Source organism: Vibrio sp. D3 (assembly GCF_043995865.1).
Taxonomy (GTDB): domain Bacteria; phylum Pseudomonadota; class Gammaproteobacteria; order Enterobacterales; family Vibrionaceae; genus Vibrio; species Vibrio diabolicus.
Genome location: NZ_CP171886.1, coordinates 1,502,244 through 1,523,985, shown reverse-complemented (window position 1 = coordinate 1,523,985; position 21,742 = coordinate 1,502,244). Strand labels below are relative to the sequence as shown.

15 protein-coding genes are annotated in these 21,742 nt (G+C 45.9%); 3 read left to right on the top strand and 12 right to left on the bottom strand.

Annotation, left to right across the window (positions count from 1 at the left end):
* Positions 1-2 precede the first annotated feature (2 nt).
* Positions 3-1,649: a BatD family protein gene (locus tag ACHFJ9_RS06635; protein ID WP_395354365.1), complete on the top strand. Its 1,647-nt coding sequence runs from the start codon at positions 3-5 to the stop codon at positions 1,647-1,649.
* A gap of 116 nt (positions 1,650-1,765) precedes the next feature.
* On the opposite strand, the gene ACHFJ9_RS06630 is transcribed toward ACHFJ9_RS06635, so the two are convergent.
* From ACHFJ9_RS06630 to ACHFJ9_RS06610, 5 genes are all read right to left on the bottom strand, one after another.
* Positions 1,766-3,889: a diguanylate cyclase gene (locus ACHFJ9_RS06630; RefSeq protein ID WP_256894837.1), complete on the bottom strand. Its 2,124-nt coding sequence runs from the start codon at positions 3,887-3,889 to the stop codon at positions 1,766-1,768.
* A gap of 330 nt (positions 3,890-4,219) precedes the next feature.
* On the bottom strand, positions 4,220-4,969 hold the full coding sequence (pstB, locus tag ACHFJ9_RS06625) for a phosphate ABC transporter ATP-binding protein PstB (RefSeq protein WP_005397884.1): 750 nt from the start codon (positions 4,967-4,969) through the stop codon (positions 4,220-4,222).
* 60 nt (positions 4,970-5,029) lie between these two features.
* Entirely contained in the window at positions 5,030-5,893 is an 864-nt protein-coding gene (gene pstA, locus ACHFJ9_RS06620; protein WP_005397882.1) for a phosphate ABC transporter permease PstA, read from the bottom strand.
* A 22-nt stretch (positions 5,894-5,915) separates the two neighbouring features.
* Positions 5,916-6,848 carry a phosphate ABC transporter permease subunit PstC gene (pstC, locus tag ACHFJ9_RS06615; RefSeq protein ID WP_005397881.1) on the bottom strand — a complete coding sequence of 311 codons (933 nt, stop codon included), beginning with the start codon at positions 6,846-6,848 and terminating at the stop codon, positions 5,916-5,918.
* A gap of 103 nt (positions 6,849-6,951) precedes the next feature.
* Entirely contained in the window at positions 6,952-7,773 is an 822-nt protein-coding gene (locus tag ACHFJ9_RS06610) for a phosphate ABC transporter substrate-binding protein (RefSeq protein WP_005397879.1), read from the bottom strand.
* Between the two features lie 328 nt (positions 7,774-8,101).
* On the opposite strand from ACHFJ9_RS06610, the gene ACHFJ9_RS06605 reads away from it, so the two are divergent.
* On the top strand, positions 8,102-9,745 hold the full coding sequence (locus ACHFJ9_RS06605; protein WP_258625643.1) for a methyl-accepting chemotaxis protein: 1,644 nt from the start codon (positions 8,102-8,104) through the stop codon (positions 9,743-9,745).
* A 109-nt stretch (positions 9,746-9,854) separates the two neighbouring features.
* On the opposite strand, the gene ACHFJ9_RS06600 is transcribed toward ACHFJ9_RS06605, so the two are convergent.
* From ACHFJ9_RS06600 to ACHFJ9_RS06575, 6 genes are all read right to left on the bottom strand, one after another.
* Positions 9,855-10,430: a DUF1566 domain-containing protein gene (locus ACHFJ9_RS06600; RefSeq protein WP_053808314.1), complete on the bottom strand. Its 576-nt coding sequence runs from the start codon at positions 10,428-10,430 to the stop codon at positions 9,855-9,857.
* A 1-nt stretch (position 10,431) separates the two neighbouring features.
* Positions 10,432-11,883 (bottom strand): DUF1566 domain-containing protein, encoded by a 1,452-nt coding sequence (locus ACHFJ9_RS06595; protein WP_395354360.1) that lies wholly within the window; start codon positions 11,881-11,883, stop codon positions 10,432-10,434.
* A gap of 25 nt (positions 11,884-11,908) precedes the next feature.
* Positions 11,909-14,158: a proprotein convertase P-domain-containing protein gene (locus ACHFJ9_RS06590; protein ID WP_395354358.1), complete on the bottom strand. Its 2,250-nt coding sequence runs from the start codon at positions 14,156-14,158 to the stop codon at positions 11,909-11,911.
* Positions 14,159-14,170: 12 nt separating this feature from the next.
* Positions 14,171-16,309, bottom strand: a complete 2,139-nt coding sequence (locus tag ACHFJ9_RS06585; RefSeq protein WP_395354356.1) for a TonB-dependent hemoglobin/transferrin/lactoferrin family receptor — start codon at positions 16,307-16,309, stop codon at positions 14,171-14,173.
* Complete coding sequence (locus tag ACHFJ9_RS06580; RefSeq protein WP_395354354.1) at positions 16,310-18,307, bottom strand: prolyl oligopeptidase family serine peptidase; 1,998 nt, start codon at positions 18,305-18,307, stop codon at positions 16,310-16,312.
* A gap of 326 nt (positions 18,308-18,633) precedes the next feature.
* Positions 18,634-19,977 carry a DEAD/DEAH box helicase gene (locus ACHFJ9_RS06575; protein WP_047009779.1) on the bottom strand — a complete coding sequence of 448 codons (1,344 nt, stop codon included), beginning with the start codon at positions 19,975-19,977 and terminating at the stop codon, positions 18,634-18,636.
* Positions 19,978-20,528: 551 nt separating this feature from the next.
* On the opposite strand from ACHFJ9_RS06575, the gene ACHFJ9_RS06570 reads away from it, so the two are divergent.
* On the top strand, positions 20,529-20,783 hold the full coding sequence (locus tag ACHFJ9_RS06570) for an Lpp/OprI family alanine-zipper lipoprotein (RefSeq protein ID WP_005375145.1): 255 nt from the start codon (positions 20,529-20,531) through the stop codon (positions 20,781-20,783).
* A gap of 26 nt (positions 20,784-20,809) precedes the next feature.
* Here ACHFJ9_RS06570 and ACHFJ9_RS06565 read toward each other — a convergent pair whose 3' ends face one another.
* Positions 20,810-21,736 carry a L,D-transpeptidase family protein gene (locus ACHFJ9_RS06565; protein WP_005394922.1) on the bottom strand — a complete coding sequence of 309 codons (927 nt, stop codon included), beginning with the start codon at positions 21,734-21,736 and terminating at the stop codon, positions 20,810-20,812.
* Between the last annotated feature and the right edge of the window lie 6 nt (positions 21,737-21,742).

Sequence of the window (21,742 nt, the reverse complement as noted above, 5' to 3'; positions counted from 1 at the left end):
CCGTGATGAACAAAGGCGTACAACTGATCTTTATTCTTGTGGCCAGCCTATTATCCAGCTTCTCGGTGATGGCACAGACGCTTCAAGCAAGCGTCAATAAAACACAAGTTGCTAAGAATGAAGTGATCAACCTCAGAATCATGGCAGATACTGAGCTCAGCTCAGATGCAATTGACTTCAATGTTCTAGAGAAAGACTTCTTCTTGGGTCAACCTCGTTATGGGCGCTCTAGCAATAACATTAACGGAAGAAAATCAGTGCGTACCGAGTGGAGTATCTCGATTGCACCAATGAAAGAAGGTGTTCTGACTATTCCGAGTTTTTCCGCAGATGGTATGAGAACGGAGCCAATAAAGCTTCGTGTCACCGCAAGCCAAGCTGAACCCAATCTCGATGACCTATTTAGCTTTAATATCAGTGTCGACAACAGCACGCTGTACCCTCAGCAATCTGCGACATTACGTATGCAGCTTTTGATCAAAGCAGATACCCGCCGTCTTGATAACCCACAAATTGTGCCTCCACAGATTGAAGGCATGAAGCTTGAAGCTATTGGTGGCTTACAGCAGGGACAAAAGATCTTAAATGGATTAGAAGTAGCGGTCATTGAACAGTCGTTTCGCTTAACGGCGAATCAGCCGGGTACTTACACCTTGATAGGTCCTAGACTGACAGGCTCTTACATTTATGGCGACAGCTTGACGGGCTCTACCAAGATCATGCCAATCAACACCAAAGCTGAGCAAATGCCTATCGAGGTAAAACCAATCCCAAGTGAATTTGAAGGGGAATGGCTTCCAGCTTCAGCGTTAGAAATGACGCAGAGCTGGCAAGACGATCAAGGTAATCCACTGTCGGTTAATGCGCTCAACACTGTCAAACAGGGCTCTTCACTCACTCGAACCATTCAAATTAAAGCTCGCGGAACACAAGCCGAATACCTTCCACGAGTAAGTATTGATTATCCAAGTTCACTACGGGTCTACCCAGAACAGCCTCAATTCGACAGCGCGAGAGATGGCACCGTTATCATGACAGTGAAGCAAGTCATTATCCCCACTGAGGCTGGGTCATATACCTTGCCGGGATACCATTTGAACTGGTGGGACAGCCAAAATGATGAAGCGAAAAAAGCGACGTTACCAGAGCTACAATTAGAAATAGAGCAAAGTGACACCGGGCTTATCACATTGCCGGAATCGCCTCTGCCAACACCACCTGAGTCAGCCATCAGTCCCGAACCAAACGGTGGAGTGAGCAGTCTCTGGCAAACCCTGACCTTTGTTTTCGCTGGACTTTGGGTAGCGACGTTAGGAATCGCGATTTGGGCATGGAAGAAGCGTCCTATGACGGCGAGCAAAACGGTTTCGAATACCGAGCAACCTCTTTGCGTTGATGCGTTGAAAAAAGTCATCAATGAAGGGGACGCTGCTAAAATTGAACGCTCAGTAAACGAGTATCTAAACACTCACCGAGACAGGTTAAGCCCTGGTGATGCGCAAGCCGTAAAACAAGAACTTGACGCCATGAACCAAGCGCGTTTTAGTGCCAATCAACAACCTTGGCATCCAGACTCGCTACTGGCAAAAATTCAAAACCTTGGCAAAGCAAACGTAACGAAAACCGACCACCAGCTAGAAAAACTATAAAGCAAAATGGCAGCTCAAGAGAGCTGCCATTTTTCTTGTGCGACCAAACACACTTTAGCAGTTTTATCTAAAAATCAACCAAACTGTCTCAGTAACTTTGATGTTATGAGCATCACTTATTCAACAAAAGCTTGATGCTCGAACTCATATCGCCTTACGCAATTTCGACCATGACTCTTCGCTTGATAGAGAGCCTTATCCGACAACTGGTAAAGATGGTCGAAATTAAAGTCTTTGCCTTTCGTTTTGTAGCAAGAATAACCGACTGACACAGTGAGCAACTCCCCTTCTGGGTTGTGTTGGTGTTTGATGCCTTCATCTTCAATGCATTGACGAATACGTTCCGCTCTCTGCTTTACCGCCTCTTGATCAGAGCCGATCATTAGTAACACAAACTCTTCTCCACCAATGCGACAGAAAACCTCGTCTTCACCTTTGGTATGATGATCCAAGATATGACCCACGCGCATTAGTGCGATATCCCCTTCGAGATGGCCATAGTGATTGTTAAACAAGCCAAAGTGATCAATATCAATCAGGATAAGACCAAAGGACATCGCTTCCTCACACTCTAGCGCGCAATATTTCTGCATCACATGTTCTAACATACGGCGATTGCCAAGACGTGTCAGAGGGTCAAGTTTAGAAAGCACCTCAAGCTGTCGGTTGGCTTCTTCCAACTCTTTGGTTCGGTTTTGTACTTCTAACTCCAGGTTTTCGTTTAATCCGCGAATCGCCTCTTGCGCTTGAGTGCGCTGCAAAACCTCCGCTAGACTGGAAGCGAACATACGAATCACTTCACGTAGCTGAGAAGTCAGCGGCGCGCGCGTCAATAAGTTATCAACAGCAATAAAGGCGATGGGCCCGCTGCTGTTCGAAGTCAAAACCGTCATCGCAGCCCAGCCAAAGCCGACAATATTACAGTCATGATAAATAGGAACGGATTCCTCAAATGCAACTTCACTAGGTACGGCGCGAGCTAAATTGATCAACGAAAAGTCTTGTGTCTCACCAAAGAAATAAGACTCATCCACCACATTGCCTTGAATGTCAGTCCCCCAAGTACCTTGCATGTATGAGCAGTTTTCATCGGTCAAAAACACCGCCATCCGATCAATACCAAGATTTTTGATGGCAAAAGTGACGGCCGATTTACATACATCACTGACGGTTGTACAGCGTGATAGCTCAACCATGCTTGAATGCAACATACGCACGTTCTGCTCTTGGCGCTTTCGAATGTAAATTTGTGAGAAAAGGGAGCCAAACGAGTCCAACATCTGTTTTTGATACGCTGTTATCGGCTTGCGATGAATAAAGTTATCAAGCGCGAACCAACCAAATGGCTCATTGCCATCACGTAGAATCAACATCGCGTTCCACCCCTGCCCAACCACTTTACCTGCTGTGTATATCGGCGCATCTTCTACGATCACTAGGTTGCTCTCAAGGCTTGACAGCGCAGCGATGTATTCTTCGCTCAGTTGATGTAAATCGTATTGCGTGTGGAATTCATCAATGGTGATGCCTGATTCATCCGTGCCGTACGTTCCACTGAAACTGCGCTTTTTCATGTCCAAAAGCATCAGTGTGGAGCGATCAAACCCCAACCGTTGACGTAGCGCTTCGACGGCTTTGTAATACAAATCTTTTAAGGAATCAGGGTTGGAGATCTCGAGAGCAACTTGCTGAACTAACTTCATGTTCTCGATAAAGCGCTCGCGTTGGTTAATTTCATCGACATATTGCGCTTCACGAATGTCTCTGTGTCTCATCTCTTGCGACGCATTTTTCTCGGCGCGAATGCACTGCCAACGCGCCGCTGCAAGCTGCATTGCATCATAGCTTTCTTCATAGATATTGTGTGCCGTGCGAGCATGAACAGATTGAATCAGTAGGTAGGTGCGTTTGATAGGCGTGTTATCGAGCATCATTATGTAACTATCTCCACCTAAATCTTGGGTGTGATTCCAGTTACAAGTATTGATCGCCAGAGGAATGATGCTTTCAGAAGTGTCAAACTGACTTGCCCACTCCCAGAAGCTGTCAGGATAGCTTTGGATTGGGTAAAGCTCCCCGCGAGAGAAACTCACAGAATAACGGGGATTGATTGAAGGATCTTCAAAAATGGCTAAGGCTTGAGGGGAGAACAAACTCTCTAAATGATCAAATATCGCCTCCGCTAATAAGCGATGATCCCTCGTTGAAGACACTTTTCTTGTAAAACTTCTTAAACTCACCCTACCAACCTAATCTACTTTTTTATTCTCGATAAAAAACTACTTAGGCCATCATATGCAATCAATACAATCAAATTTGAGCTGTTAAGTCATTCGCAAAATTATCAGACTTAGTTTCACATTCGAGAGCTCTTCAGCACTTTTATAACCGTATTTCACATAAGTTACATGTTCTATAAAAAAGGGAGGGATATTTGTGCTTCCTTGCAAGAATTATTGGTATAGGTTGGTGTTATAAATCTGCAGCTTGAAAAGAAAAAGGCCCCTCAAAAAGAGGGGCAAAGTTACCATCGCTTATAGTTATTTAGTTATGCTTGTAAATATGGCGAATTAACCGAAATCACCATTTACGTAGCCTTGAGTACGGTCATCTTGAGGGTTACTGAAGATCACTTGAGTATCGTTATGCTCAACCAGTTCACCCATTAGGAAGAACGCAGTACGGTCAGAGATACGACGCGCCTGTTGCATTGAGTGGGTCACGATAACGATGGTGTAGTTCTTCTTCAGCTCTTCCATCAACTCTTCGATTTTATGTGTCGCAATTGGGTCAAGTGCCGACGTTGGTTCATCCATCAGGATTACGTCCGGCTCCATCGCGATAGTACGCGCGATACACAGACGCTGTTGCTGACCCCCCGATAGACCAAATGCGTGTGACTTCAGACGATCTTTCACTTCGTCCCAAAGTGCTGCGCCGCGTAGTGAACGCTCTACCACTTCGTCAATGTGTTTCTTGTCTTTGATACCTTGAGCACGTAGGCCGTAAGCCACGTTTTCGTAGATGCTCATCGGGAATGGGTTTGGCTTCTGGAACACCATGCCAACCTTGATGCGAAGATCCGCGACATCAATGTTGCCGTAAATGTCTTCGCCGTCCATCGCCAATTTACCCGTAATTTTCACGCCTTCTATTAGGTCGTTCATGCGGTTCAAACAACGTAGAAGCGTTGATTTACCACAACCTGACGGGCCGATAAGTGCCGTTACTTGGCGAACTGGAATTGGTAGGTTGATCGATTTCAGTGCTTGGTTTTCACCGTAGAATAAGTCTAGGTTTTCAATATCAAATTTGTTCATTTTCTTAATCTCTTAAATCTTGAATTCGTGTCTTTTAACGTGCGTTCTTAATTAGTGTTGTTAGTAAGTTGCGGTGTTAAAACGTCTAGCAATCAGTTTCGTTACCATGTTGATCAGAAGAACAACCACGATAAGCACTGTTGCGGTACCGTAAGCCTGATTCCATTCTTCAACGGTAAACAGTTCGGTAGTCAGTTTGTATAGGTGAACGGTTAATGTACGACCTGAATCCAATAAAGAATCCGGAATACGTGCAACCATACCTGCTGTCAGGAATACTGGAGCAGACTCACCAATGACACGACCAATACTTAGAATGACCGAGGTTAAGATACCTGGCATTGCACTCGGAAGAATCAAACGCCAGATAGTGTAAATTTTTGAAGCGCCAAGGCCGTAAGAGCCTTCACGATACGTTTGAGGCACTGCCATTAGTGCTTCTTCCGTAGTACGGATGATCACTGGCAGAATAAGAATACTTAGAGTCAGTGCACCCGACAGAATCGAGAAGCCCAGACCAAGAATTGCCACGAAGAACGTCATACCGAATAGACCGAAGATGATCGACGGGATACCCGCCAACGACTCAGTACAGAATCGGATAATTTTTACCAATCGGCTACCGACTTTCGCGTATTCGGTTAAGTAGATTGCCGTCATGATACCCAGTGGCGCCGCTACCGCGATGGATGCGATAACCATGTAGATGGTCGAGACGATCATCGGGAAGATACCGTGCTCTTCACCAGTACGTGTGTAGTTATCAGTAATGAAGTTCCAATCTACGTGTTGTAGACCATTTGATAGGATGTACCAGATAATCCAGAACAAAAAACCTACCGTTAGTGCTGCCGAAATCCAAACCAAAGCGTTAAAGACGTTATCTTTGAACTGGCGAGCTTGTTTTAGTTTTGCGCGATCCATAATAGTCACCTTTAACGAGCGATTACTTCGCTTTTTCTCGGTTTAGGTAAAGAAGTACAGCGTTCAACGACATGATGAAGACCAGAAGTACAACACCAGTGGCGTAAAGAGCGTTGGCGTGAATACCACTTGCGTAAGACATTTCAATCGCGATGTTTGCGGTTAGCGTACGTGCCGAATCTAGGATGCCTTCTGGCATAGCAGGTGCATTACCCATCACCATGATGATCGCCATTGTCTCACCTAGAGCACGGCCAATACCCAAAATCACACCCGTCATGATGCCTGAACGAGCCGCTGGAACGAGCAATTTGAAGATTGTGTATATTTTCGAAGCGCCAAGAGCCAAAGAGCCTTCTTTGTATGCGCGAGGCACAGCTCGAATAGACGTTTCAGATACCGTGATTACGGTCGGTAGAATCATCACACCAAGCACGATGATACCTGCCAAAATCGTGTTACCCGCAGGGACATTAAAGATGTTTTGAATCAGCGGTACGATGATGACCAAACCAAAGAAGCCATAAACCACAGACGGGATACCTGCCAAAAGCTCAACTGCAGGACGAATAATATCCGCAAGACGCTTTGGTGCGATTTCGGCAATAAAGATAGCCGTCAGCACACCAATTGGTACACCAACGATTACCGCACCTGCCGTCGATACAATAGATGCAACAATCATTGTCGCAACACCGTAAAGTGCAGGCGGCAGCCAGTTTTGTCCAAGAACGATGCCCGATATACCAGCTTCTTGGAATGCCGGGATACTCTCTCGAACAATGAAGTATGCAATAACGGCTAATGAGACGATGCCGATAACGGCACTGGTTAGGAACAAGCCGTGGAAGATACGCTCTTTCCAGTCTACGCGACGTTTCTCGCGCAGGCCGGGCTTGCTGATAGCTTTAGCGTCAGTATTCATAAGCTTTTCACTATTTGTTGCGATGGTCATTTAAAAAATCTCACGGTTCTGGGCGTTTTGCCGGTGAACACTATGGATAGAAAAGGCTCAGCCCTAAATGGTGGGCTGAGCAAACTTAAGAGTCCCGATAAAATTAGTGAACTGAGATGTAACCGTTTTGGTCAACTAGCTTTTGCGCATCTTCAGTTAGCATCCAGTCTAGGAATTTTTGCGTTTCAGCTGATGGCTTGCCTTCTTTGTAAAGAACAAGGAATGGACGAGCTACTTTGTAAGAACCGTTTTTCACGTTAGCCACTGTTGCATCAACACCGTCGATTGCTAGAGCGTTAACTGTGTTGTCTACCGTACCTAGTGAAATGTAGCCGATTGCGTATGGGTTAGATGCAACCATTGTTTTGAGTGCGCCGTTACCGTTTGCAACTTGAGCACGTTGAGAGATAGCTGATACCTTCTTACCAGAAATCTTCATTTTAAGAGACATGATGTCTTCAAATGCGCCACGAGTACCTGAAGCCGTGTCACGAGTAATTGCTACGATTGGCTTGTCTGCACCACCGACTTCTTTCCAGTTTGATACTTCGCCTTTGTAGATTGCAGTCACTTGCTCTGCTGTTAGGCCAGGCAGTTTGTTTTGTGGGTTAACAACCACTGCGATACCATCACGAGCAACCACTTCTTCGATTAGTGTTGATTCTTTTTCAGAGTCTTTTAGATTACGAGAAGACATACCAAGGTCTGCTGAACCATTTTTTGCTGCTTTAACACCAGCTGAAGAACCAGGGCCTTGAACTTCGATAAATACGTTAGGGTTCTTCTTCATGTACGTTTCAGAGAAAACTTCCATCAGTGGAGTTACGCTGCTAGAACCCACTGCAGAGATAGTTTCTTTAGCAGAAACAGGAGTCACTGCCATTGCGCCTAGAAGTGCGATTGCACCGATTACTGTCTTTTTCATCACAATTTCCTTAAGTGGCTTTATTGCCGTTGTGTTTCACTTGAACGGTGCTCACTTTAGAATTTGAATATGACAGTTGTGTTTCACTTAGTTGAACCCTCTATGACACGTTGTCATTTCTGTATATTAATTCCGCGACTGATCCCTCTACCGTTTTTAGCTTAGCGCTTTTATAAATTGCCGCGCGCTCAAAATGATAACTCCATCGATTTTGGTACATTTCATAACAATTGGATATGAGTAAGTCATTGATTTGACGAATGTGGCAATTAAAATCGAAATGCTTATTTATAAAAAAGATAATAATCAAACCGATAGAGGGTCAATCATGCGTCAATTTCTTAGTACGCTTTCTATTAAACTTCAGGTCTTATTGCCTGTTCTATTCACCGTTGTATTACTCATCATTGGATTGAGCATCGGAATCGGCAAGCTCGACCAAGCATTCAATAAGGTTTCCACTTCCACCAACAAGCTGATCATTCATAAAGAGGAACTCAGCGCCATCGTAGACAACACCTACGCCATGCGCATCAAAGCCATTTACAGTCTATTTAGAGCCGAAGATGTCCAATCTCTCAACCAAGAACTGTCTGAACGACAAAACAAAAACCGCGATTTTCTCAATTCCATCGATAGCCTCCCTGGCGTTCAAACCGAAGTGAATGCCATGCGCAAAGCCATGGATCACTATGTTGATTTCACGCGCGTCACTATGACACCTCTGCTCACCACCAAACACTCTTCTGGCTACACCACATCCGATTTCAATCAAAAGTACGAATCTGCGATGGCAGAATATCGATTGGCTGGCGAAGCAATGATCAACGCCATCGACAACCTGTCTAAACAATTGAATCAAATCGTCACCGATGAAGTGGAAGCGAATGGCGAACAGCATTCAACCACGCTCACTTACAGTGCGGTTTCACTTGCGGTGATCTTGAGTGCTGCTTCGCTTATTAGTTGGATACTAGCCAGCTATATCGTTGCACCGATTCGTAACCTTCAAGGAACCATGCAAGAAGTCGCGAAGGGAAATCTATTGGTTAAAGCCGAAGCCATCGGAAAAAACGAAGTGTCGCAACTGGCTCAGGATGCAAACCAAACCATCAACAAACTGCGTGAAACCGTGAGTGCATTAGTTCGAATTAGTGAAGATGTGGCATCAGCATCGACCGAGTTAGCGACCGTTATGACTCAAAGCAGCGTTAACTCGGATCAAGAAAAACAAGAAGTTGAGCAAGTGGCTTCGGCAATCAACCAACTAGAATCGACTGCAGCTGAAGTGTCGACCAATGCACAAGAAGCCGATAGCGCATCAAATCAAGCAAGCATGCTTACCTCACAAAGTCTGAGCATGTTTGAGGAAAGCACTCGCGCAAGCGAAAAAATGGCAGAACAACTCAACGAAGCCGCAGCCGTCGTGACATCGCTGAAAGATCAATCAGAACACATTGGTCGCGTGATCGAAGTGATTGAAGGCATTTCTGAGCAAACCAATTTGCTTGCACTGAATGCAGCGATCGAGGCTGCACGAGCGGGCGAAAGTGGCCGAGGCTTTGCGGTAGTCGCCGATGAAGTACGTATGTTAGCGGCGCGAACTCAGGAATCGACAAAAGAGATCCAGACCATCATTGAAGAGCTTCAACAGCAATCGGGTCACGCGAATGAAAGCATGCACTCTAGCTTAGCCATGTTGTCAGACAACCAAACTCTGGCACAAGAAGTTAGCCAATCACTTGTTAATATCAGTAACGCTATCGCCGATCTGAACTCAATCAACACGCAAGTGGCGACCGCATCAGAAGAGCAGAAACAGGTCACGGCCGATATCAACAACAACTTAACGAACATCTATGAACTAGTGAGCCAGAACGTGACTGGCATTACGCAGTCCGCCTCTGCCGCTCAAGAACTGTCTGGTTTAGCAGAAAACCAAAAACATCAGCTTAAGCAGTTCCAAGTTTAAACATTCTGCTCAACACGATAAGTGCCAAAGGTTAGAAAAGAAAAAAGCTCCGCACTGGCGGAGCTTTTTATAAAGGCAAAGCTATCAATCTTTATTAACGTAATAAGTATTATTCATCTGTCACTAACAAGAGAGAGCTTTTGAAACTTGAGTCTAATGGATCTCTATTGAAAACCTCACCATTAGTCGTATCAAGAGTAGCAACATGCTTACCGTCACCATTAGGTGTGTTACTCCAGATATTACGTCCTAAAATATCGTCCTTGTCTGTCAGTGTATAACCGCTCGCAAAGCCTGTACCATTCATCGCTGGGCTATAGCAAGCTTGCTCCGTTAACGATACCAACTCTTTAATGTTTGCTAGTCGCCAATTCTTTTTGCCAGCAAAGTTGTGTAGAGGGTGGTTACCGGACGGATTACGAATTTGTTGGGCCGTAGACAGCGCGAATTGCCATGACATCGTAGCTCGCGTTCCGGTGCATTCTTCGTTTGCTGCATTCCATGTCATACCGACTGGACAGCGCATCCATGTAAGACCTGTTTTTAAGTCAGTTACAGTTCCCTTATCTGAATAAGTGTAACGTGTATTAGGTGCTGTTTTAGCAAACTCAGTCGAACACTCTTGTGCTGCCATTGCTACTTGAGAAGCCAACACAAGAGATAGCGCGGTCATTAGTTTCTTCATCTTATTGTCCCTTAACTGCTACTAGACGGATTGGGAATTGGTAGGAATCATAGGCATCTTCACTTGTACTGCTTGAGCGAATCTCAACGAATGAAGTGGCCCCTCTATCTGCGCCCCGAGAGACAATTGCGGGGAAATAAATCTCACCATCCATGAGCTGTGATGATGTTTCCGTAAACCTAAAACCATCATGCCAAAACGCACCTTTTTCTAAATAAGGGCTGCCTAAAGTTTGCTGTGGGAAGTATTTGACATTAAAACCATACACATTGTTCGGTTCATATTCTGTGCTCGGCGCAAATAGTGTCTTTTCACCGAAATCTAGTAAGTCATAAGTTTCACGGTAAGTAGGCAGGCGCCAACCAGTGATTCCACATAACGATTGTTTGTTTATGTACTCAACGTATTGGCTCGTAGTACAAATTTCATCGCCCACCTCTTTACAGCCCGCAAGATCTACATCTTTGCTAAATGGCTTAAATGTTTCAGACTCAAACGCAAATAGGCGGTCTTTAAATTGAATAGAGCTCGCATCCGCACTCTTGTTTTCCCAAACAAGACCAGTACGCTCATCCAAAGTGCAAGCCCACTCAGTGGCATCTGCAGCTAAAGCAGCGCCTTGTGAATCTAGCTTAACGAACTTAAAGCCCGCGCCTGTCGACGTTTGCTTGTCCTGTTTGTCGAAGCCGTATTCCGCATCTTGACCAGGGTAAGAAGCTTGGACCTCTGCAACGTCTGCAGCGCCATCAGCAAAGTGAAGAATGGCACCCGTATCGTTACTACCAACCGTTTGTTCAGCAACCGCTGCAATCTCTTCAGCAAATGCACTCACTTCCGCTTCAGACAGAAGATCAGAGGCTAGCGATTTACCTTGGAAGCTAAGACTTTGAGCAAGCAGCGCTACGCCTTTGGTCATTTGTTGTGGTTGCATCGCAGCTAATAGCGCAACCGTGTTTTGCTCTAGCTTGTCCAGCTCGCTGGCTTCTGCGTTAGACATCACCAGACCATTCAGCGAAACGCCTACACTAGCCAGTTGCGCTTTAACAATCTCTTCAGCTTGAGCAACGGTTTTACCGTCAACCACAAGACCTGCGAGCAATGTTGTTACACCATTTACTGTGTTACCCGTGGCTAAGTTTTGGCCTGGAGCCGCAAGACGCAACGTTTGGTTTGAGCCTTGATCAACTTGAGCAAGAATCGTGCTAGTCAAAATGTTCTTGTCGCTTGACGTCAGGGAGAACTTACCAGCATTATCCGTTTTAGCACTCGGTTCAGTAGTATCACAAACGTAGTTCTGGTTTAAATCGATACATACTGGCGTATCAAGAAGTGTACCTGCAGAAACGATGGTGCCAGCTACATTATAGGTCGGTGTTGACGTGTCACCACCAGAACCACCGCCACAACCAGCTAGGGCTAGTGACATAGCAACGAAAGAATATTGAAACTTCATAAATTTTGTCTTCTTTAGATTTTAATTAACGAGAACGAATCACTCTCACCATTGAAAGCAGGAAAAGTCCTACCAAGGTCCAAAGCGAACCACTGCCACCTGAACCACCACTGCTTTCTTTAGTGGTATCAGCACTACACTGATACTGAGCAAAGTGACTAACACCCCACTCTTTCAACACCCCAGAGTTCCCTGACACGCGGTCAGATACTTCGAGACGCCAAGTACCCCAACTCGGTTGACCGACAAGTGCTTGTAACTCCTCGTCATACTGAGCGGTGAAGTAACCTTTAAATCCATTGGTATTGCTTGATTGATGGCTAAGTAGCACAACCGATTTACCTTGTGGAGACACAAGCGTCACTTGCAGATCCTGCAGTGAGTCATGTTCGATGTTCAGGTAAACCGCAAACGAATCATCAATCGTGCGTGACTTGTCCGATAGCGTCTGAGAGAACAATCTGTCACCCTGCTCCGGCAAAGCGGAGTTCACTGGTTGAGGCTGGATATCGAGCTCTGGCGTACCATTAACCAGCATCACCTTTTCGCTCCACTGGTGAGCCTTTAAACCTTTAGCAAATTGGTAATCCAATAAAATAGAGGAATCGAATTGCGTGCCACATGTCAGACCGCTTGGTAACGCCACCTTCATTGAGGTCGAGTCAGAAAGCGTTTCATCAAAGTCGAAAACGGATGCGTTATTTAGCTGCCATTGCCCTTTGATGCTCGCTTCGCGGCCAGTTTGGCTCAGGCTCACTCCCACGTCTTGACCTTGTGCGATGTATCGAGCGTCATAGCGAACGCGAAAAGGCGCTTTAAGCAAGTTATGTTTGTTGAAGCTGTCCGTCAGGAACTGGGCATAGTCTTTATTTGGGAACAAAGTGCTTGCGGCAAACACGGTGGACTCTGCCAAATCATGCATTTTTACACCACGACCAATACCGTACATGCCTTCAAGAACAATGGCGTCAAACTCGCGGAACACGCTATCGGTATCATCACCATATCGTTCAACCGACGCTTTAAGTGCTTGGAACAGTGGCGTTGACCACAGCTCATCGCCTAGTTCACCGCCCACACTAACGTGCGCTGGATACTCTGAGCTCTCGAAGTAACGCGCTCTTTGGTTCCATAAGCTACGAGTTGTTTTGCGTGTTCCGAACATACCGTCCCAGTTGAACACCGTATCTAACTCGAATTCTTGGCCACGGCGAGCTGCGTCTAAATACTGTGTTCGGTAGCTCGCGCTGCCCGCCCAGTAATCACCAACACCTTCTCCAATCGCACCAGTATGGCCATACGCCCAATCAGGAACGATTTGATAGTGAATACCGTGTCCTAGTTCGTGCAAAATCACATCTGCATCCGCAGCATCCGGAGATACTCCGCCAACGCCTAACATCAACGCACGCGAACCTGTGTAGTAAGAAGAGTTGTCGAGCGCTAAACCACGTCCATCAAAACGAAGCGGTTCTTCAAATAAGTCATAGCTCAAGCTCGATAAGTACTGCAGTGAGCTATCAAGATGATAAAACGCCATCAACTGCAAAAAGGCATTGTCGCCAAGTTGAGCGCTTTGCATCGCTTTTACATCCGCAAAAGATTGAACCCCCTCAGGCGGCAAAATACTGCTTGTATCACGCACAGGCTCCGCACCTACCGCAGGTGAAGACAGTAATGCAAGTGCATCCACCTGTTTAACGCGCTCGTTGGCTAGGTAGAACTTGCCACCAGACTGCAAAACTTGAATCTGCTTCTCAACATATTGAAGTGGCTGCGGATAATCCTCTAACGAATTCCAAGCAGAATCAGGCGCAGCTTGTTGTTGCATTGTACGTAAATCAGGATCAAAGAGTGAGATGGGAACGGTCACTAACTCACCAGAGCTCAATGCTGGCGGCTCGGTCACTTCCAAGCGAACAGGCAGTTCCAGTTCTCCAGCTGGCATCGCCTCACCATTACGAATCACCGTATCTTCAAGGCTTTTGAAAATACGCTCAACTTGACTGTCTTGGTTAGTCGACAGCACAATGGTGCGTTGCGGTTGATACTGCCCATCGACCCACACATCAAAGTTGTAATGATCTCCGAGCTGAGAACGAGTTTGATAGCGAAACTTAAGTTCGCCAGCGCTAGCGTAATTGGCTTGTAAGTAGCGCAGCGCTTCGGCTTGGTTCGTGACCGTAATAGCCGCGCTAGGGTAATCCCACTCGGCAGCGTTCGTCACTTGAACGCCTGCTAACGTAAGAGAAAGCGCCAAAAGTTTGAGTTTCATGCTGGGCTCCTACTAAAAGATGTACTTCGCGTTAACCGTAAAGTAACGACCTGGTTCCGTTGAGTAGCGTTTGCTCTCATCTGCTATGCCAGCAACGTCTTGGTAGCGAATGTATTCTTTGTCGAACAGGTTGATGATGGTCGCACTCAAACGAAAATCTTTGGTGATTTGGTAACTTGCCCCCAAATCGAGCGTGTTCCATGAATCTGTTTGTGCGCACTCGGTCTTTTGTCCAAGTGACGTTTGGCAACTCGGCACACGATCCATCGAACCAGCCCAGTTCCACGTCGCGAACGCATTAAAGTCTTGCTGCTGATAGTTCAGCCCAACATTGCCCTCGAAAGGTGTGATGCTACGAACGTACTCGCCTTCGGCGTCCTTTCCGTCAACATAACCAAGCTTGGTACTTAGCTTCCAAGACGAAGTGAGAGCATACGCAGCAGAAAGCTCTGCGCCGTAGGTTTCAACGCCGTGTAAATTTTGGTATTGCTTGATGTAGTTACCGAAGTTATCTTGCCCTGTGGTAACAACATCGATGAAGTTTTGGAACTTGTTGTAAAACGCAGAAACGTAAAGTTGCGCGCGGCCATTATCGAATTTGTTACCGATTTCAAAGGAGTCCGAAGTTTCAGCCTCTAGGTCCATGTTCGGTGCAATGACAAACGGCGTTAGCGGCACAAAGTCATGGTTTACGAAGCCATACGCTTTGTCGTATTCCGGAGCACGATAACCGTGGTTATAAGATACATAAGCGATGTTATTGGAAAACACTTCACGAGAAATCGATAGGCTTGGAGATACCTCTGAGCTATCCATGTCTTTTAATGGGAAGCCGCCCACTTCACCCTCACCGTCCGGTGTTAGACGATGCGCATCAAAGCGCAGGCCGCCTGTAATGGTCCATTTATCCAGCTCCACCATGTCTCGAACGTACAGACCAATGTTATAAGCGCGAGCAGGAGCGAAAGGTTGTTTGGTCGAAGGCGTTACCCCGTTCCAATCAATCTTGGAATCGCTATCTGTGCGTTCATAATAGTCAGTAGAAAGCTCGATACCGTAAGCCAATTGGTGCTCAGCATTTGCAGCATAAATCGTATTGGTGAAATCACCACGGAAGCCAATTGTTTCGTCAATGAAGGTTTTGTGTTCTAGCTCGCGACGTCTAACAGTCAAACCATTGTGGTCAACTTGTCTCATTAAACGATTCGTGTCTTCCACCACTTCGGTGTGGCGCCAGTAGACCTTTGTATCTAACTCTTCGAACCAAGTTGGATTAATCGGTGTAACCTCTGCACCAATGTAAGCGCTGTACTCTTTTGTCGATTCATCTTCTGCGAAGTCTTCGATATGCCATTTGCCATCCTTCTGTATAGATGGCGAACCTTCCAGGCGTTGTTGGTCTTGCCGATAAAGTTCGGCACGCGCTTTGACCATCACTTCATCATTGAGGAAATGATTGATGGCGTATGACGCGCTGTAACCATCCAAATCGCGGTTGTACAAATCTTGGCTGAAGTTACGCGTCTCTTCACCTTGCCAATACGCCGCGTTGACCAAGCTTTCCGTGTCGCCAGAACGAAATGCCAGATTGCTCGCGCCTTTGTATTTATTGCTGATCCCCGTGTACGTGCCCGTGGCATCAACATAAAAGTCACGATCTTTTAAAAACTTGCCCGGCTGTTTGGATTTTAGAATCACAGCGCCACCGATAGCACCAGAACCTAAGACTGAGGAGCTCGCCCCTTTCACTACTTCTAATGATTCCAAATTAGAAAGATCAAACGTATCGCGGCCCACTTTGTCATTGCTGTCATTCGCACCAAAACCGTCTGCTGAGCGAATGCCGTCACGAATGATCATAATGCGGTTACCCGTCATGCCTCGAATCGTGATGTTTTGTGGACGCCCAGCGCCACCCGACACACTTACCCCAGGTTCATGACGCAGCGCATCATAAAGCTCTGTTTCGCCCTTTTGTTCAATCTCTTCGCTAGTGACAACTGCGACGCTGCCTGCTAGTTCAGACATTGGTTGTTCAATCCGATTCGCCGTCACCACGACCTCTTCCATAGAGAAAACGTCAGATTTGGCGTGCACTGGGCTGGCAGCTAGTACCGAAAGTACTGCCGCTGACACTGGGGTAAGCTTCATTTACTGCTCCGCTTTAGATGTTTTAATTAGTGATAAAAGAAAGGCGTATTCTTTTGCTTGTTGTTCTTGCGCTTGTCGTGGGTCCATTTGGTGGCCCGAATTAAAATCGGTCTGCAACAAGTACGGCCCGTCGAGCTCACTTAGCGCGGAAACCTTGGCGAGATACTTGGCACCTTCCCAGTAAGGCACGCGCTGATCGATCAAACCGACTTGAACCAGCATGGGTGGGTAAGCGTCTTTATGAATGTTGAGAATTGGATCGTACGCTTTCATTAGCGCCAATTGCTCAGATTTGGTTGGGTTACCCCATTCGCCATACTGCTGTGTGGTCAGCGGAAGTGAGGTGTCCGACATGCTTGCTACCACTTCAACAAAAGGTACTTTAAGCACGACACCTGAAAATAATTTAGGGTCTTGATTAACCGCTCCCGCGACCAACGTGCCACCAGCACTTGAACCGATGGCAAAAATCTCTCTATTGCCGCGTTCAAACGTTTGCAGCGCATTAGCGGCCGCGACAAAATCACCAATAGAATTGGCTTTGCGCACACCACGGCCCTGCTCGTGCCACTCATCGCCAAAGTACCCACCGCCGCGAACATGGGCGATAGCGTAAATCACGCCTTGGTCGAGCAAGCTTATGACTTGAGGCATAAAGTAGGGCTTCATCGTAAAACCGTATGCGCCATAGCCGTAAATCATCACAGGTGATTGCGCGTGTAATTTGTCTTTGCGATACGCTAAAGAGACCGGGACAGAAACACCATCGTGCTTGATAAAAATGCGTTGGGAGACATAACGTTGGCTATCAAAATCTTGGTAAGCATCTTGAGAATACAAGGTTTTAGTCAGCGTTTTTACATCGAACTCTTCCCTCTGAGGAGGCGTAGTCATCGACATACTTCGTATACGAATCTTGTTTGATTCAAAATCGCCCAACGTGCTCAACCAAGCGACATTGCCATCCTGTTCTAATGGCAGTATCACTTTTTCCTGACCTTGGTATGAATACACCGTCAATGTCGCTACGTTGTTCGGCTTACTGAGTGCCACAACTCCTGCATCATAAAGGTAGAACTGGCCAAGCGGTTCACGAGGGGTCGTAAAGCGTTGCCATGTTGCGCTAAGAGGTGCTAGATCGGTTTGATAAAGTGCAAATGTACCTTCAAGATTGCTGTTGATGTAAACGCGCCCTTTCGCCACATCCGCGTAATATTCCACGCCCGCTTCCGGCACTCTCAGTGAATCACTTACGGTGCCCGTTTCTAGATCAACAAGCTTCTGCTCTGTGGTTGACTCGTTGTTGCTTTGCAGCACCACGTAACGGCTATCTGCCGCACGGTAGAAAGAAAGTAACCAATCTGATTTGTATTCGTGCCATACAACGGTTTTAGCCGAAGATTCAGTGGAGATGCGTAGGATCTGATGAGGTCGCTGTGTACGCATTTCCTTCGAAACGAGGTAAGCCATCTTACCATCAGGTGAAAGCAATACACCGCTATCGACGTGCGTTGCCAGCTCCGTAGATTGGCCAGAGAGTAAATCAACAACCACGGCGCGATATTGCTCGCTTCCATCAATATCTTCAGTGAAAAGCAAAGTGTCTCCGCTTACTTGCCACTGCCCTACTTGATAATACGGATATGCAGATTGACGTTCAGAGAAATCAAATACTGTGTTCTCTTGTGCATACTGGTTCGAACGTGATAGCAACACATAACCACTGTCACGACGCGTTAACGTCCATTCGCGTCCATTTACGATCGACCATGGTTTATCACCTTTATCTGCCACCATGGCTTCCCACTGCGCGAGCAGATCTTGCGTCAACGTCTGATATTTTTTTTGATGCTGTTCAGTCTTACGGTTCTGCTCTGTTAGGTAGGTAAGAACTCGCTCATCTTTACGAGCGTCATCTCGCAACCAATTAAAGTCATTAACGGCAAAGCAAGAACTAGAGGTAATTATGAGCCCTAAAAAAACATGAGTAAATTTCATATAGAGAGCGAATTCATTTATAGGATTAATACAATGGCGCGTATTTTGCCCTTAAATAAAAATGAGATCAATTATCATTTTCATAATCATGTGAAATTTTTATCTAGTATGTGAGGAAAAACGTTTGCTTGGACTGAGGTGATAAAACTTAATATCTCTCTAAATTAGCGATCTATGCTGTTTATATAAAACCAGATAAATATAAAAGCCTAGCAAACACGTTAGTATAGAAAGACATCATTTCGCCTGGAGATAAGCATAAAAAAACCCGAGTGCGAACACTCGGGTTTTGAAAAACTAAAATCAGTTGAAAACTGGTGCGACTTTTACTCTTCAGAGTTTGGTGCCGCTGGCTTTTTCTTCGGGATGAACACATCATCACCCACTGATACGTTTTTGTAGAAACTCTTGTCACGTTTAACAGGTTTCTTAGCCGACTTCTTCGCTTGAGGGCGTGATTTCTTCGCTGTCGCTTTCTTGTTACGGAAATCTGGCTTAGGTGGCTTCAGGCCTTTGAACTTACCTTTCAGATCTTCGAATACTGAAAACTCAAGATCTTGTTGTAGGTAAGCTTCTACACGTTTAAAGCTATCCCAGTCTTTTGGACCAACAAGAGAAATCGCATCACCCTTGTTACCAGCACGGCCCGTACGGCCAACACGGTGTACATATTCTTCAGTATGCTTTGGCATATCGAAGTTAATGACGTGTGTCACTGTCGCAATATCCAAGCCACGAGAAGCGACATCTGTTGTCACTAGGATCTTGAATACCGCTCGCTCAAACTGGCTCATGATCGTATTGCGTTGAGTCTGGTTCAAGTTACCACTCAATGCAACAGCCTTCAGTTTCTTCTCGTTTAGCTTCGCTGTTAGGCGTTCTGTATCATCGCGCGTCGCCGTGAAGATGATAACTTGACGATATTCTGCTTCTGAAAGTACGCGATCTAGAATCGCCTCTTTATGATCAAGATGATCACACAAGTAGAATTTTTGCGTGATATCTTTGTGTTCTTCGTTAGAAACACCGATAGCAATACGTTTCGGAGCATTAAGCATTTCAGCCGCAATGTCATTTACGTCGGCGTGATCCAACGTCGCAGAGAACATTAATGTTTGACGGCGACGATGCTTAGCTGCTTTATGGATACGACGAAGCTCTGGTGCAAAGCCCAAATCCAGCATACGGTCTGCTTCATCAAGGATCAGAGTTTCCAAACCTTCAAGGTAAAGCGAGCGGTGCTCTAAGTGGTCAGCCAGACGTCCTGGTGTCGCCACGATGAATTTCGGGTAACGGCGCAGTGCTTTCACTTGATCATTAAAGTTCTCACCACCCAAAATCAATGCAGCTTCATAAGATAGGCCAGCAAGCATAGAGCGAAGCTCACCATACACTTGTTTCGCTAGCTCACGAGTGGGAGCAAGAATAACTGCGCGAGGGTCTTTGGCAGAAAACGATTTTGTCTTTAAAGACTTGTGAAGCATTGGTAATACAAACGCCAAAGTCTTGCCCGAACCCGTTTTCGAAGATGCCAATAAATCCTTGCCTGCAATCGCAACAGGAATAGCCTGCTTTTGAATGTCAGTTGGTTTTTTAAAATCGTAGTGTTTTAGGTTCTTCAACAATCGGTTGTCTAGGCCTAGATCTTTAAATTGCAAAGTATTCTCCAATAAATCAGTCAGCGTCTGAGCGCTCTGTAATGTCGTTTCCGCTCTAACGCAGCAAAAAAATAAAGCTCGGTATAATACCGCAAATCATAGGAGTATAGATAGAGATCACACAAACTAATTCCCACGGATGAAAACAAAACATCATTTGCGGCTCAATTAAGAACAAACCCTCGCTTTATTGGTCAGCTGCTTGGCTTAAGATTTAGAGAAAAGCGAGCTCAAGGTGCGCCTCTCGTTCTCCAATAAAACTGCGTAAATGCAGTTATTTGCGCCGAGAAACTTTCATTTGTGTCAATATCGTCTAAATTATTGATATCAGGAACGTGGCAAAAACACCTGCTATGAGAACTGTTGTGGGAATAAGGGAGAGGATAATTCACTCACCTTTGTTAAGCTCAGGTAAAAGTTGACGTCAGGTACTCCATGAAATTCTTGGGTTTTTTTGACTTTTGCTACATCATGTACTGATAAAATGTATCCACATTTAACCTCGCTACTGTATAAAATAATAGTTGGTAGCGAGACTTTCACTATAAGCAAGGAGTTCTTATATGAACAAAACGTTGATCGCAGCTGCAGCAACTTCAGTACTTCTACTAGCAGGTTGTGCTTCTTCTGATGACGCAGCAACAGCAAATGCAGCAAAACTAGACGAACTAAGCAACCAAGTTAGCCAACTAAGCCAAGACGTACAAGCTCTTCAATCTGACGTTCAAAAATCAGGTGCAGCAGCAATGGCTGCTCAAGAAGAAGCTGAGCGTGCTAACGAGCGTATCGATAACATCGCTCAGTCTTACACTAAGTAAGATTTGATACCGCGTCTTAACGCCTGTTAAGGCGCGGTTATTTCGACAGGAACCCCATTCTGTGCGGCAATCGCTGCTTTAGCCTTCACATTTTTCAGTCCGAACTCATCCAGCCACCACTTTAACTCTTTTGGTACCTGTAGGTGATCTTTCTCACCATTGCTGCGAGTCAATGGCTCATGTGCCTCTAAAAATACACTTCTGTCCGGCTCTAGTGATACTTTCACTGGTTGGTTAATGATATTCACTTCTTCACCGTTACGAACTTTTTCAAACAACCATTCAATGTCGCTTGGGTCCATACGAATACAACCCGCGCTGACGCGCATGCCGATGCCGAAATCTTTGTTGGTACCGTGAATAAGGTACTCGCCATTTCCGTAGGCTAAACGCAATGCAAACATCCCAAGTGGGTTGTCTGGACCGGCAGGTACAACGGTTGGCAAGTCAATGCCCTTCGCTTTGTACTCGGCACGAATCGAGGCTGGCGGCGTCCACGTAGGGTTTGGACGCTTTTGGCTAATACGCGTTGTCATCACCGGGGTGTCTCGCCCAATTCGCCCGATTCCCACGGGGAATACATGCACAATATCTTCCCCTTTCGGGAAGTAGTATAAGCGCAATTCCGCTAAATTGATGACAATGCCTTTGTGGGGTACATCTGGGAGGATCAGTTGTGTTGGAATAGTAAGAACGTGTCCCTCTTCTGGCAAGAAGGGATCCACGCCTTTATTTGCCGCCATTAAACCTAGCATCCCGACATCGTAGTGCTTGGCAATATTTGCCATGGTTTCGCCTTCTTGCACGACGTGGTTTTCAAGGCGACCAATTAAACGACTGCCATCCTCTGGTAGCTCGTACATTTTAGCGAATGACAAACCACTCGCTAAAGATAACGATACAGATAACAGCGTACGTTTTGCGAAACTCATTGATCGCTTTTTGCTAAGCATTTCACT

What these genes read in the sequence shown, in the direction of transcription:
- pstB (WP_005397884.1), bottom strand. Translation starts at nt 4,969, where the DNA reads ATGAACAAATTTGATATTGAAAACCTAGACTTATTCTACGGTGAAAAC.
- pstA (WP_005397882.1), bottom strand. Translation starts at nt 5,893, where the DNA reads ATGGATCGCGCAAAACTAAAACAAGCTCGCCAGTTCAAAGATAACGTC.
- pstC (WP_005397881.1), bottom strand. Translation starts at nt 6,848, where the DNA reads ATGACCATCGCAACAAATAGTGAAAAGCTTATGAATACTGACGCTAAA.
- ACHFJ9_RS06610 (WP_005397879.1), bottom strand. Translation starts at nt 7,773, where the DNA reads ATGAAAAAGACAGTAATCGGTGCAATCGCACTTCTAGGCGCAATGGCA.
- ACHFJ9_RS06605 (WP_258625643.1), top strand. Translation starts at nt 8,102, where the DNA reads ATGCGTCAATTTCTTAGTACGCTTTCTATTAAACTTCAGGTCTTATTG.
- ACHFJ9_RS06600 (WP_053808314.1), bottom strand. Translation starts at nt 10,430, where the DNA reads ATGAAGAAACTAATGACCGCGCTATCTCTTGTGTTGGCTTCTCAAGTA.
- ACHFJ9_RS06595 (WP_395354360.1), bottom strand. Translation starts at nt 11,883, where the DNA reads ATGAAGTTTCAATATTCTTTCGTTGCTATGTCACTAGCCCTAGCTGGT.
- ACHFJ9_RS06590 (WP_395354358.1), bottom strand. Translation starts at nt 14,158, where the DNA reads ATGAAACTCAAACTTTTGGCGCTTTCTCTTACGTTAGCAGGCGTTCAA.
- ACHFJ9_RS06585 (WP_395354356.1), bottom strand. Translation starts at nt 16,309, where the DNA reads ATGAAGCTTACCCCAGTGTCAGCGGCAGTACTTTCGGTACTAGCTGCC.
- ACHFJ9_RS06580 (WP_395354354.1), bottom strand. Translation starts at nt 18,307, where the DNA reads ATGAAATTTACTCATGTTTTTTTAGGGCTCATAATTACCTCTAGTTCT.
- ACHFJ9_RS06570 (WP_005375145.1), top strand. Translation starts at nt 20,529, where the DNA reads ATGAACAAAACGTTGATCGCAGCTGCAGCAACTTCAGTACTTCTACTA.
- ACHFJ9_RS06565 (WP_005394922.1), bottom strand. Translation starts at nt 21,736, where the DNA reads ATGCTTAGCAAAAAGCGATCAATGAGTTTCGCAAAACGTACGCTGTTA.